General features: G+C 33.2%; 15 protein-coding genes. 6 read left to right on the top strand and 9 right to left on the bottom strand.

The window, feature by feature from the left end:
- Positions 1–60 precede the first annotated feature (60 nt).
- From rpsO to ACFS3A_RS24130, 4 genes are all read right to left on the bottom strand, one after another.
- Positions 61–327: a 30S ribosomal protein S15 gene (gene rpsO / locus ACFS3A_RS24145; protein WP_007804772.1), complete on the bottom strand. Its 267-nt coding sequence runs from the start codon at positions 325–327 to the stop codon at positions 61–63.
- A 172-nt stretch (positions 328–499) separates the two neighbouring features.
- Positions 500–1444 (bottom strand): energy transducer TonB, encoded by a 945-nt coding sequence (locus ACFS3A_RS24140; protein ID WP_379828116.1) that lies wholly within the window; start codon positions 1442–1444, stop codon positions 500–502.
- A 96-nt stretch (positions 1445–1540) separates the two neighbouring features.
- Complete coding sequence (locus tag ACFS3A_RS24135) at positions 1541–2236, bottom strand: hypothetical protein (RefSeq protein WP_379828115.1); 696 nt, start codon at positions 2234–2236, stop codon at positions 1541–1543.
- Positions 2237–2269: 33 nt separating this feature from the next.
- Positions 2270–2725 (bottom strand): GAF domain-containing protein, encoded by a 456-nt coding sequence (locus ACFS3A_RS24130; RefSeq protein ID WP_379828114.1) that lies wholly within the window; start codon positions 2723–2725, stop codon positions 2270–2272.
- Between the two features lie 70 nt (positions 2726–2795).
- Between ACFS3A_RS24130 and xrtF the strand changes: the two genes are divergently transcribed.
- From xrtF to ACFS3A_RS24100, 6 genes are all read left to right on the top strand, one after another.
- On the top strand, positions 2796–3332 hold the full coding sequence (xrtF, locus tag ACFS3A_RS24125) for an exosortase family protein XrtF (protein ID WP_379828113.1): 537 nt from the start codon (positions 2796–2798) through the stop codon (positions 3330–3332).
- Positions 3322–3768 (top strand): exosortase F system-associated membrane protein, encoded by a 447-nt coding sequence (locus ACFS3A_RS24120; protein ID WP_379828112.1) that lies wholly within the window; start codon positions 3322–3324, stop codon positions 3766–3768. The genes xrtF and ACFS3A_RS24120 overlap by 11 nt, the downstream gene beginning before the upstream one ends.
- A 47-nt stretch (positions 3769–3815) precedes the next feature.
- Positions 3816–4214, top strand: a complete 399-nt coding sequence (locus tag ACFS3A_RS24115; protein WP_379828111.1) for an HYC_CC_PP family protein — start codon at positions 3816–3818, stop codon at positions 4212–4214.
- Between the two features lie 119 nt (positions 4215–4333).
- Positions 4334–6340 carry a TonB-dependent receptor plug domain-containing protein gene (locus tag ACFS3A_RS24110; RefSeq protein WP_379828110.1) on the top strand — a complete coding sequence of 669 codons (2007 nt, stop codon included), beginning with the start codon at positions 4334–4336 and terminating at the stop codon, positions 6338–6340.
- Between the two features lie 50 nt (positions 6341–6390).
- Positions 6391–6732, top strand: a complete 342-nt coding sequence (locus tag ACFS3A_RS24105) for a heavy-metal-associated domain-containing protein (RefSeq protein WP_379828109.1) — start codon at positions 6391–6393, stop codon at positions 6730–6732.
- A gap of 134 nt (positions 6733–6866) precedes the next feature.
- Positions 6867–7547: a DedA family protein gene (locus ACFS3A_RS24100; RefSeq protein WP_379828108.1), complete on the top strand. Its 681-nt coding sequence runs from the start codon at positions 6867–6869 to the stop codon at positions 7545–7547.
- Between the two features lie 221 nt (positions 7548–7768).
- On the opposite strand, the gene rodA is transcribed toward ACFS3A_RS24100, so the two are convergent.
- The 5 genes from rodA to ACFS3A_RS24075 all read right to left on the bottom strand — a co-directional run bounded on the left by rodA (position 7769) and on the right by ACFS3A_RS24075 (position 13459).
- Positions 7769–9004, bottom strand: a complete 1236-nt coding sequence (gene rodA / locus ACFS3A_RS24095) for a rod shape-determining protein RodA (RefSeq protein WP_379828107.1) — start codon at positions 9002–9004, stop codon at positions 7769–7771.
- A 15-nt stretch (positions 9005–9019) separates the two neighbouring features.
- Complete coding sequence (mrdA, locus tag ACFS3A_RS24090) at positions 9020–10993, bottom strand: penicillin-binding protein 2 (protein ID WP_379828106.1); 1974 nt, start codon at positions 10991–10993, stop codon at positions 9020–9022.
- Positions 10990–11496 carry a rod shape-determining protein MreD gene (locus ACFS3A_RS24085; RefSeq protein ID WP_379828105.1) on the bottom strand — a complete coding sequence of 169 codons (507 nt, stop codon included), beginning with the start codon at positions 11494–11496 and terminating at the stop codon, positions 10990–10992. The genes mrdA and ACFS3A_RS24085 overlap by 4 nt, the downstream gene beginning before the upstream one ends.
- Entirely contained in the window at positions 11489–12319 is an 831-nt protein-coding gene (gene mreC / locus ACFS3A_RS24080; RefSeq protein WP_109191619.1) for a rod shape-determining protein MreC, read from the bottom strand. The genes ACFS3A_RS24085 and mreC overlap by 8 nt, the downstream gene beginning before the upstream one ends.
- A 111-nt stretch (positions 12320–12430) precedes the next feature.
- Positions 12431–13459, bottom strand: coding sequence for a rod shape-determining protein (locus ACFS3A_RS24075; RefSeq protein ID WP_008466528.1), 1029 nt, complete (start codon positions 13457–13459; stop codon positions 12431–12433).
- Positions 13460–13469 lie beyond the last annotated feature (10 nt).

Genomic DNA, 13469 nt, shown 5'->3' with positions numbered 1-13469 from the left:
ATAGTATGCGTGTAATGTAAAAACAAAAAGAGGCACTTTCGCACCTCTTTTCTATATTGATTATTTTCTGATATTCAATACTTTGATAATCTCACGATATCTGTTGATCTCTTTCTTTTTCAAGTAATCAAGTAAAGCTCTTCTTTTACCTACTAATAGTACAAGAGAACGCTCAGTGTTGTAATCGTGACGATTTTTTTTCAAGTGTTCAGTTAAGTGAGAAATTCTGTAAGTGAACAATGCGATTTGACCTTCTGCGCTTCCAGTGTTTGTTGCACCACCGTGTTGTGCGAAGATTTCTTCTTTCTTTTCTTTAGTTAAATACATTCCAATATTATTTAATGATTTTTATGTATGTCATACAACTCTTGTAAGACGGGTGCAAAATTAGATTAAAAAAACAAAAGAATCAAACAAAAATAAAAGAATCTTAAAATAGAGCTCTATAAAATTTAATTTTAATGATTTGAAGGTGGTTTTTTAATTAAGATTTTTAATTTTATTTTGCCATTATCGTTATTGGTAATTTATAAAGAGCTCTCACCGGAATACCTCTGTTCTTCCCGGGATTCCATTTTTTTGCTTCTTTAATCAATTGTATTGCATTTTCATCGATACCGTAACCAACGCCTTTTATTACTTTTGGTTCGACCAGATTTCCTTCTTCATCTACTATAAAGGTCATGTATATTTTTCCGGAAACTTTTCTGGCTTCAAAAGGAATGCGCATTGACTTTCCAATATAACTGTAGAATGAATTTATTCCATTCTGAGGACTTGGCTGAAGGTATTTTGTACCGTAGGAATGTTTTATATTTAGAGAATCTGTGGTAATGCCGGAAACCAATTTCCCATTTTTATACATTTCAATGAAACTTGATTTTCTCCTAAAATCACTTCCTTTCCATGTTCCTTCCGGTTCGCCGTCTTTTATTTGTCCGGCTTCTTCACTGTTTTTGCTTTTATAGGAGTAATATCCATTTCCATCTGTTATAATTTGTTCTTTTTCAGGATTCCAAAAGTTATTTAGTTTGCCCTCAATACTGCCTTTTTCATCTTCTGGATAGTAAACCTCAGATTTTATGTTTCCATTTTCGTACCAGTTAAATTCTTTTCCTGATTTCTTTGAATTGACATAGTTGACAGTGTATTTTTTATTTCCATTTTCATAGTAAGAGACAGCTTGCCCCTCAATTTTTATAATATCTCTGTCTGTGGTAGTAGCAATAAATTTTATCTTTCCTGATTTGTAATAGTCTTTATAGATATAAGACTTTTTATCTGAATAGTATTCTTCAATAAGTCTGGTGTATTTATAATTTTCCTGAGTAGCCGGAACCCACATAGAATCTAAATAAATTAACTTATTAGCAGTTACAGCATTTTGAGAAAAAGCTTGTATAGAAATTAAAATAAAAAATAAAAGACGTAAAATTTGTTTCATATAGGTTTTGGAAATAAAATTAAGCCAAAGTAATATTTTTAATACAAATGAACAAAGTTTAGAAATTAACAAATTAAGAAATTTCGACAAGTAGTTTTATTTTAATTTCGAAACTTTCTTGCCTGTCTGTTTTTCGTTTAAAGAAGAGTAGAAAGTTTTTACATTGTTTGCATCGATACTAATTCCCGAAATTAAAATGCCTTTGGCATAATTGTCTGTAAACGAAATATTTTTAGATGAATCATTTCCTTGCCATATTCCTTCTTTTAAGCCGTTTTTTATTTCTCCTTTTTGAGTTACAGGTCCATCGGTTTCTTCATATTCTCCATTTCCGTCGGTTACAGTTTGCATTTTGTTTTCATTCCAGCAGTTAAGGATCAGAGTTTGTGATTTTTTTGCTTTAGGATCCCATAAATTCTGCTTTTCAGACTTTTTGTTTTGGTTTTGGTACCAATTAATTTCTTTACCTGCTTTATGATCATCAGAATACTCTACAACCGATTCTTTTGCTCCGTTTTTGTAATAACAGATGAATTCTCCTTCTCTTTTCAAAATATCTCTGTCGAGAGTTGCCCCGGTCATTTTCTTTCTTCCGTTTTTGTAAAAATCAGTAACAACGTACCTCGCACTTTTTTGGGAATAATTGGTGATTACTCTTGTGTAGCTGTAGTCTGGAGAAGTGGTTTCACGATTTAACGAGTCAAGAAAAATTTTTTTCGAGACCATGTTAATTTGTGCTGATAGACCAGTTGAAAATATAACAAAGAGTATTATTAAAATGCTTTTTTTCATTCTGGTCTATTTTTTATACTAAAAATAGGGCTTCTAGAATAATTTAGCAACTTCCTGATTTACGAATTCCAAAAATCTTTCGTCAGCTTCTGTAAACGGATCAATAACATGGCTGTCAATATCAATCTGGCCAATATTTACTCCATTAACAAAAAGTGGTACTACGATTTCAGATTTAACCGTCAGACTACAAGCAATATAATTATCCTGTGCCTTAACGTCCGGAACTACAAAATTAGCATTGCTTTCTGCAACCTGACCGCAGATTCCTTTTCCAAAAGGAATAACAGTATGATCTGTTTCTGCACCCACATAAGGTCCCAGGTGTAAAGTTTTAGTGTCATGATTGGCAAAATAGAAACCAACCCAGTTGTAATAATCTATGTTTTCATTTAGCAGTTGACAAACCGCTAATAGTTTTTCGTCTCTATTTGGTTTATTATCAGTAATAATACTGCTTATCTTTGGTTGTAATTCCTGAAATGTCATGATGTAAAATTTTATACAAAAGTATTTAAAGCTAAACTCAAAAAATGCATAAATTTGAAAAAAAAATCTCTTGAAAAAATATTTAGTCCAATTTAAACCGTTTTTGATTTTTGTAGGGATCTTTTTCTTGACCTATATTGTTCTTACGGTACTTTATAAATTCTATCTAAATAGTTTTGGAGCAAATGATCTTGATGATATAACTTTAATCGTAGGCAGAAACACAGAACAGTTGTTGAAGCTTTTTAATTATGATGTAATCATACAGAAAAGCGCTCAGTATCCATGGATGAATGTTTTGCTGAATGGCATGAAAATCGCACTTATTGTTGAAGGATGTAATGCAATAAGTGTAATGATCCTTTTTGTTTCTTTTGTTACGGCATTTTCAGGAAAACTGAAGCAAACATTCTTATTTATAGTTTTCGGGATTGTATCTATTTATATTTTGAATGTAATTAGAATTGCTTTACTGACAGTTCTTTTACTTTGTTTTCCATCCCAAAATCACTTACTGCATGGTGTTGTGTTTCCGTTAATTATTTATGGATATGTTTTTATTTTGTGGATTTTCTGGATCAATAGATTTTCAAAATATGCTGGATAATTTAAAAGAAAATAAACTGCAGATTTTTATTGCTGTAATTGTGATAATGTGTTTCGCTCTAATTAGGAGTTTTGAAACACAATTATTTTATGATCCTTTTCTGAATTACTTTGAGGATGACTTTACAAATCTGCCTTTTCCTGAATTTGATACTCTAAAGCTTTTTTTGGGACTTCTTTTCAGGTATTTTCTGAATTCCGGTTTGTCTCTTTTATTGATTTATGTATTATTTCAGGATCGGGATATTTTTAAATTCAGTTTGTTTGTCTATACCTTTTTTCTGGTATTGCTTTTAGCAATGTTTTTCGTAATAGTGCAATTTTTCCAGGATGCGGGCTGGCTTCTTTTTTATGTACGTCGATTTATCATTCAGCCTATTTTAGTGCTGTTGTTTATTCCTGGCTTTTACTATCAGCTTCAAAAATCAAAAAAATAACATTTATTTTGGTTTTTTTATCGATAGTTTTTGAATAGTTTTGCAGTATGAATTTAAAAAAGTGTACAGGACTGTTTTTAGCGTTCCTATTATTGGTTTCCAATATTGGGTTTGCTCTTGATGTACACTATTGCGGAGGAAAAATAGCTTCGATTTCTTTAAATACAACTTCAAAACCAGTAATCGAAAAGAAATGCTGTGGTTCTAAAGAAAAAAAGAACTCTTGTTGTAAAGACAAACACGTTCAGATTGAGAAAAAGTCTGATAACGCAACGCTTAAATTCTTCTTCTTTCAATTTGATTTTCCTGCGGTTCTGCAAGATTACAAACCTTTAGCTTTTTTAGAACTTCCAAGTTTTAAAAAGAGAGAAGTCCTTTCGTATTACGCTGATGCTAATGCACCTCCCTTATTCAAATTATACCATCAGTATATTTTCTATTCCTGATTTTAATGTTTTTAAGATAAAATGCAAGTCTTATTAGGCTTCGCGTTTACATTTTGATTGTTTTTTGTTTTCGAACAAAGATCAAAAATGTAATTCTATTTAACATTAAAATCATTTTTATGCAAAAAAATATAATGCTTTTTATGGCGTTTTTGCTTTCTGTTGCTGCTTTTTCACAAGAAGATTTAGAGGAAGTAAAAATCAATAAAAAACAAAAGGGAATTAAAAAATCCTTCACCGTAACAGCCAATACATCTGTAATTACCAGTAAAGAACTGCTTAAAGCCGCTTGTTGTAATCTGGCTGAAAGTTTTGAAACCAATCCATCAATCGATGTTAATTTTTCTGATGCCTTAACAGGAACCAAACAAATTAAAATGCTTGGTTTAACAAGTCCGTACTTAATGATTACAGAGGAGAATATACCTTCTGTTCGCGGGGCGTCTCAGGCTTACGGTTTGTCATTTACTCCCGGAACCTGGATCGAAAGTGTTCAGATTACCAAAGGAGCGGGAAGTGTTATCAACGGTTACGAAAGCATTTCGGGTCAGATCAATACAGAACTTTTAAAACCATTAAGTGATATTCCTTTCTTTTTGAATGCTTACGGTTCAACCGATTCCAGATTTGAATTAAATACCCATTTCAATAAAAAACTTTCTGATAAATGGGCAACAAGTTTATTTGTACACGGAAACACGCGTGTGGCAAAGAACGACATGAATAATGATGGATTTTTGGATAATCCGTTAGGAAAACAGATCAATGTTTTAAATCGTTACCAATATTATAATCCAGAAAGCGGTTTAGTCAGTTTTATTAATTTCAGATATATGAATGATAAAAAACAGACCGGAGAATTGGATTTTGATAAAGACCGTGACCGTGGTACAACAAATTTCTGGGGTTCAGAAATCAATACAGAACGTTTTGATGTTTCAACCAAAATTGGTTATGTGTTCAAAGATATGCCGTATCAAAGTATTGGTTTTCAAAATGCCTTTAACAGTCATAAACAAGATTCTTACTTTGGTTTAAATCAATACGATATCAAACAAAACAGTTTTTATTCTAATTTGATTTTCAATTCGATCATTAGTAATACAATGCACAAGTTTACAACGGGTTTGAACTTTACATACGATCAATATCAGGAATTTGTAAATGTTGCAGATTACAGCAGAATTGACAATTCGGTTGGAGCATTCTTCGAATATACTTATGATAACACAGATAATTTCAGTTTGATTTTAGGAGGAAGGGTAGACAACCATAACCGTTTAGGTTTCTTTGTAACTCCAAGATTGCACATGAGATACAATCCATGGAAAAATGGTGTGATTCGTTTTTCTGCAGGAAGAGGAAAACGAACAGCCAATATTTTTGCTGAAAACCAACAGCTTTTTGCTAGTTCAAGAACGTTTTCAATTTTAGATTCTAGCGGAAAAGTGTATGGTTTGAATCCAGAAATTGCTTGGAATTACGGGGTAAGTTTTTCTCAGAAATTCAAGATTTTTGGTAAAAATGCCGATGCTGGTTTTGACTTTTACAGAACCGATTTTCAAAATCAGGCGGTTGTAGATGTAATGCAGAGTCCGCAGCAAGTTTTGTTTTATGATTTAAAAGGAAGCTCTTTTGCAAACAGTTTTCAGGTAGAATTTAATTACGAGTTGATTCACAATTTGAATTTGAGAACAGCTTATAAATATTACGATATTCAAACCGATTATTTGAGAGGTTCTTTCCAGCGTCCGTTGCAGGCAAAACATCGTTTCTTAGGAAATCTGGAATACGAAACAACTTTAAATGATGACAAACAATGGAGATTTGATTTTACATATAACTGGTCAGGTAAACAGCAGTTGCCTTATACGGCTTCAAATCCTGCAGAAGATCAATTCCCTGATTTTTCGCCTGCTTATGCCGTTATGAATGCACAAGTAACCCGTGTTTTTTCTTCTGTTTTTGAAGTATATGTAGGAGGAGAAAATATTGGAAATTACAGACAGGAAAAAGCAATTTTAGGAGCAGAAAACCCTTTTGGACCTAATTTTGATGCATCTGTAGCATACGCGCCAATTTTTGGGCAAATGTATTATGCGGGTCTAAGGTTTAAGATTAAATAAACAATAACAATTTCAAAAATCAATTTTAATAACAATAAATAATAATTAAGATGAACAAATTAGTTTTAATAGTAATGATAGCTCTTTTCGGATTTTCGGCGCAGGCGCAAACTAAAAAGAACAAAAACTTAAAATACACCACAGAAGTAAACGGAAACTGTGAGCAATGTAAAAAACGAATTGAAAAAGCGGCTTTTGGTGTTCCTGGTGTAAAAACAGCCAGCTGGGATATTAGTTCTCATCAGCTTTCGGTTATTTTAAACGAAGAAAAAGCCTCTCCTTTGGATTTAAATAAGGCAGTTGCAAAAGCAGGTCATGATACTAAAGAGGTCAAAGCAACAGATGCAGATTATGAGAATCTTCATAGCTGTTGTAAGTATGTGAGAGAATAATTATAGCTTTGGGCCCAAACATTAGTTTGGGCTTTTTTTAATAGTTAATTTATGTTTAAAATACCGCATTTTATTGCGGTTAAGGTAAATTATTGTTACTTTCACAAACTTATAAAAATAACCAAATTCGATTTATGAATAATTTTGATTGGACTCAGTTAATAAACCCTGAATTTTATATTACTTTAAGTGTTGGAGGTTTTCAGATTGGGTTGTTTATTGTGCTGTTTATAGTCTTTGCTGAAACAGGACTTTTTGCAGGTTTCTTTTTACCTGGAGATAGTTTGCTTTTTTTAGCTGGTATTTACAGCCGTGATTTAATTGAAAATGTTGCATTTATTCCGAATGATTTTATAAACGTATTTTTACTTTCAACAGCAGTTGCGGTTATGGGAGTTTTAGGAAATATGACAGGATATTGGTTTGGTGCTAAAAGCGGTTATTATTTGTTTAAAAAAGAAGACAGTTTTTGGTTTAAGAAAAAATACCTGCTTCAATCAAAAGATTTCTTCGAAAAGTATGGTGGAAAAGCAATCATTTACGCTAGATTTCTTCCCATTTTTAGAACATTCGCTCCAATAGTTGCAGGAATTGTTTCGATGGATAAAAAGAAGTTTATGTTTTATAATATCTTAAGTTCTTTCCTTTGGTCATTCATTTTGATCTTTGCAGGACATTATTTGTATGGCATATTTTTAAAACAAGGAATAGATTTGAAAAAACATATCGAATATATCATTATAATCATCATAATAATATCAACGTTTCCAGTCTTAGTAAAGCTTTTAAAAAAGAGACCGAACGAACAGATTTAATTAAAGAATAAAAAAATCCGAAGCTTTTTGCTTCGGATTTTTTTTATGTTGATATCAGGGTTTTAGTATTTTGCATAACCTGTGGTTTCAACTGTAGTAAAATAACTTATGCATTCTCTGTTTAAGATTAAAAACGTTAGAGATGTTAAGTCGATAAAAAAAAATAATCTTTTCTGGGCTTAAGTCCTGTTTAGAATTTTTAAGAATTGAATGTTTTTAAATTACCATTCATTTACTTTATTGGCATCCATTTTAAGGAAAATAAACAACAATATCGTAAATCCCCAAAGTCCGGAACCTCCGTACGAAAAGAAGGGCAGAGGAACTCCAATTGTTGGAAAAATTCCAATTACCATGGCGATGTTTACAAAGAAATGTATAAAGAGAATTCCTGCGACACAATAGCCATAGACCCGGCTGAATTTTGTTTTCTGTCTTTCGGCTAAATAAATAACTCGAAGAAGTAATGTCACAAAAAGAGCAATTACAGTCAAAGAGCCTGCAAATCCCCATTCTTCGCCAACGGTTGTAAAAATATAATCGGTATGCTGTTCCGGAACGAATCCTCCTTTAGTTTGTGTTCCTTCTAAGAAACCTTTTCCGATCCATCCGCCAGATCCGATTGCAATTTCAGATTGATTAGTATTGTATCCAATACCTTTCATGTCGACTGTTTTCCCTAACAAAATATTGAAACGATCCCTGTGGTGTTGTTTAAAAACGTTATCAAACACATAATCAACAGAAAATACAAAACCGGACATTAAAGCCAATAAGATTGCGCTTAGTAATAAGTTTCGATCAACAACTCTTCCTTTGAAGTGTATAATAGCCAAAACGATGAAAGCGATTCCAATCACTACATACGGTTCTAATACTAATGTAAGGACGAAAAGCACAATGGTTATAAAAGCCGTCCATACGTACCAGGAAGGTAATCCCTCTCTGTATAAAACTAAAATAAAGACACTGTAAATTAATGCGCTTCCAGGATCCGGCTGTGGTAAAATAAGCATTACAGGTAATAACATAATAGCTAAAGCCTGAATCTGTCTATTGGTTTCCTTTAAATTAATCTGTGTGTCGCTTAAGTATTTGGCTAAGGCTAATGATGTAGCCGCTTTAGCAAACTCTGAAGGTTGTAAAGTAAAGCTCCCGATAGCGTACCAGCATCGCTGTCCGGCAATTGTTTTTCCAAAGAGGAATAGACCTGCCAGAGATAGTAATGAAACTCCAAAGATAATACTGGCGTATTTTTCGTAAAATTTACCATCAACAAAAAGTACAACAAATATCAAAGGAATTGTACAGCCAATAAAAATAAGCTGTTTTTGGTAAGTTCCATCTGTTGATAATAGGGAAGACGAATAGATATTCAGCCAACCTAAAACTACCAGCGCAATGTAGATAAAGACACTTATCCAGTCAATATTATTTTTTACACTTTGATTTTTCATTTGAAATACTTTCTCTTAGTTTTTCTTAGTAGTGTCTACTGCTGTTTTCTTAACTTCTGTTTTTGGTGTCGTTGTAACAGGTGCTTTTGGTTTTATGATTTTTGCTTGTAAAACAGAATCTTTTGGTACTGATTCGATTTTGCTAGCCTCATTCATTCCTCCTAATTTTGCATATTCAGCAGCTAAGCTTTTGTTTAATACCCTTGTTTCTAAGTCAGTCCTTGTGATTTTGTTTCTTAGGTATTTTTCAATCATTAAACTTGCAATCGGACCCGCAACTGTTGCTCCAAAACCTCCATTCTCAATCATAACGGCAATCGCAATTTTTGGATTGTCTTTTGGTGCGAAAGCCACAAAAATAGAGTGGTCTTTAAGCTTTTCTCTTTTACCGTTTATTTTGGCATAATTCTCAGCAGTCCCTGTTTTTCCGCAAATGTCAATTCCTTCTACTCTAAGGGCATAAGCCGTACCTTTGTTATATACATCAAACAATCCACTGATTACCGGAGGGAAATATTTTTGATCAATGGTTGTTACATGTTTAGTAGTGAACTTTTCATCAATCTTTTCTCCTTCAATCTTTTTAATGATATGAGGGGTGTAATAATACCCTTGATTAGCAACTGTTGCCATCATATTGGCTAACTGGATAGGTGTCATCAAAACCTCTCCCTGACCAATTGCATTAGATACAATGGTTGAGCTTCTCCACCCTCCGTTAGGATAAATTCTTTTATAGGTTTTTGAAGTCGGGATATTTCCTCTTTTTCCTGTAGGTAAGTCGTAACCCATAAATTGTCCTAACCCAAAACTTTTTACGTGGTCACTCCAAACGTCAACAGCCTGGCCTGGATCTTTGTATTTGTTGATGGTGAGCATGTAAGCTTGTCCAAAATAAGTGTTGCAGGAATTGTAGATTCCATTATGCAATTGATGAGGACCAAAGCCGTGGCATTTCATAAATCTTCCACCTCCATAGCTAAAACCATGATGACACATAAAAGTGGTCTGTTCATTTATGACTCCCTCCTGTAGAGCAACCAATCCGGTTAAAATCTTAAAAGGAGAACCTGGAGGATATTCAGCAAGAAGTCCTCTGTCGTATAATGGTTTAGCAATAGAATCGTGATATAATAATGTATAGTTTTTAGATCGCTGACGGCCAACTAAAATTCCAGGATCATAAGAAGGAGCAGTAACAAGTGCTAAGATTTCCCCGGATTTAGGTTCAATAGCTACAATACCGCCTCTTTTATTGATCATTAATTCTTCGCCATATTTTTGGAGCGCCGCATCAATCGTTAGATTAATATCTTCTCCAGCAACGGCAATAGTATCGTATTTTCCTTCTTTATAAGGCCCGATTTCTCGATTGTATTTATCTTTTTGAATGTATTTTACACCTTTTATACCGCGTAAGATATCTTCGTAGCTTTGTTCTACACCTTGCATTCCATGTAAATCTCCACTATTATAATAAGGATTCTTAGCTAGAAATTTTTCGTTAACTTGTGTAATAAAACCAAAAATATTGGCGCCATAATCTACTTCATAGTCACGCAAAGATCTTTTCTGAAAATAAAAACCTTCATATTTCCTGATTTTTTCCTGAAAAGCAGCAAATTCATTTTTATTTAATTGTGATAAAAAAACAGAAGGAAGTCTTGGACTGTAGACTGTTGCCTTTGCAATGCGTTTATGATAGTCTTCCTGAGTAATATTCAGTAGGGCACAGAATTCGGCAATATTTAAATCTTTTTTAACCTCTCTTGGGATAACCATGATGTCATAAGAAGCCTGATTGGCTACGAGAAGTTTTCCATTTCTATCGTAGATATAGCCTCTTTCAGGGTAGTCGTAGACTTTTTTTATCGCATTATTTTCTGATTTCAGTTTAAAGGAATCGTCAACAATCTGCAAATAAAAGATCCTGATCACTAGCAAAGATGCTGCAATAATAATTATAGTGGGCAGCAGAACTTTTCTCATCGTTTATTGGGCTTAATAAGATAAATTATTATTATGGAGGTGATTATGGTGAAAATAGAGCTAAATAAGGTTCGGAGTAGAATGTCCCAGATGAATTTGAATTGAAATGCTTCAAGTACAAATAATACAATATGGTGCATTAGAACCGAAACCAGTATAAATGAAAATCGCTCTGGTGTTAAAGATTCGTTTAGTTTGATGGTTTGATATTCGTAACTGAGTCCAAAAGAGAACTTAAAAATATAAGGTCTGTAGTAAGCCAGAATTACGCATGCTGTTGCGTGTATTCCACCGGAATTACAAAACATATCCATCATTAACCCAAGTAAAAAGCTAGAGATTATCAAACCTGCTTTGTTGCTGTTTACGGGATATAAAATAATATATAAGATATATGGAAAAGGACTTATGTATCCCAGGAAATTCATATTGTTGAAAATAACAATCTGAACTGCCAGCAGCATAATAAATCGAAAAATATTTACCAACAAAGCGCTATTCATCTTTTTCTTTGCTTTTGTTTTCTAAATTAATAAGTTCTTCTCTTCCTTTACTTTTAATGATATAAACGTGTCCTAGATTAGTCATGTCATTGAATAACTTCACTTTTATAACATAAAAACTTGTGCCTTCTTTTTTATAGACAATATCAACTGTTCCAATATTAATTCCTTCAGGAAAAATTACAGATTGTCCGCCGGTAACAATAGTGTCTCCTTTTCTAATAGAGGCTAATCTTGGAACATCTTCAAGCTGTACATATCCAGTGCTTTTTCCGTTCCAGGTTAAGGAACCAAAATGATTTGATTTTTTTATTTTCGCATTAATATGCGATTTCATATTTAAAATACTAACCACAGTTGAGTAGTTTGGCGAAGTATTATCGATAACGCCTACAATTCCCAGACTATTGATAACTCCCATATCTTGTTTGACTCCATCTTTACTTCCGGAGTTTAAAGTGATATAGTTCTCGTGGGTGTTGTATGAATTATGAATTACTTTAGATACAATTATATCTGAAGGTTTTACGCCTTTGATACTGTCAGGTGTAGGTGGTTTTGTAGTGTCTTCTTTGTTGAATAAAAGACTTTTTAATCTTGCGTTCTCAAGTACAAGTTCGTCGTTTTCTGCTCTTAGATTCAAATATTCATTTACACGATTGATTCTTTCGTAAACACCGCCGCTTAAAAAATTAGCTGAACTTATTACTCTGCTTCTATGAAAGGAATGAGACTGAATTGTGAGTCCTAACGATATACCTAAAAGCAGCAAAAACAGTAACCGATTACTGTTTCTTATAATGAAATTAAATATTTGCTGCATTTCTTGTCTGGTTATTTTGTTTCAGGATATGCTTTAAGGTTTCAGATTTTACGAGGGTTAAATATTAAAAATTTAACCCTCATAAAAGTAAATTGATTGTTATTTTGGATCTTATTTAATTAAGATACTTTTAAATTTTGCAATGTTTTTAAGCGCCATTCCAGTACCGCGAACAACAGCTCTTAATGGATCTTCAGCTATGTAAACTGGTAAATCTGTTTTTTGAGAGATACGTTTGTCAAGACCTCTTAACATAGATCCACCACCAGCTAAATAGATACCAGTGTTGTAAATATCGGCAGCTAATTCAGGAGGAGTTTGTGATAATGTTTCCATTACAGCATCCTCGATACGCTGGATAGATTTGTCTAATGCTTTTGCAATCTCACGGTAAGAAACATCTACTTGTTTTGGTTTCCCAGTAAGCAAATCTCTACCTTGAACTGACATATCTTCTGGCGGTCCGTCTAAATCTTCGATAGCCGCTCCAATTTGAATTTTGATTTTCTCAGCAGTACTTTCTCCAACAAATAAGTTGTGCTGTGTACGCATGTAATACACGATATCATTTGTGAAAACGTCACCTGCAATTTTTACAGATTTGTCACATACAATTCCACCCAAAGCGATTACAGCAATTTCAGTTGTACCACCTCCGATATCTACAATCATGTTACCTTTTGGTTGCATGATATCAATACCAATACCAATTGCAGCTGCCATTGGTTCGTGAATCAAATAAACTTCTTTTCCGTTTACACGTTCACAAGATTCTTTTACAGCACGCATTTCAACCTCTGTAATTCCAGACGGAATACAAACTACCATTCTCAATGCAGGTGTAAACATTCTCTTTTTTAATGCAGGAATACTTTTAATGAACATATTGATCATTTTTTCCGAAGCATCAAAATCGGCAATTACACCGTCTTTCAAAGGCCTTATGGTCTTAATGTTTTCATGCGTTTTACCTTGCATCATGTTGGCTTCTTTACCAACAGCGATGATTTTGCCTGAAACTCTGTCGCGTGCTACGATAGAGGGGCTGTCAATAACAACTTTATCATTGTGAATGATCAAAGTGTTTGCGGTACCAAGGTCTATTGCAATATCCTCGGTCATGAAATCAAAAAATCCCATAAGTTTTTTA

Origin of the sequence: Flavobacterium notoginsengisoli (genome assembly GCF_042686225.1) — a bacterium.
Taxonomy (GTDB): domain Bacteria; phylum Bacteroidota; class Bacteroidia; order Flavobacteriales; family Flavobacteriaceae; genus Flavobacterium; species Flavobacterium notoginsengisoli.
This window is presented reverse-complemented; position numbering and strand designations above follow the sequence as displayed.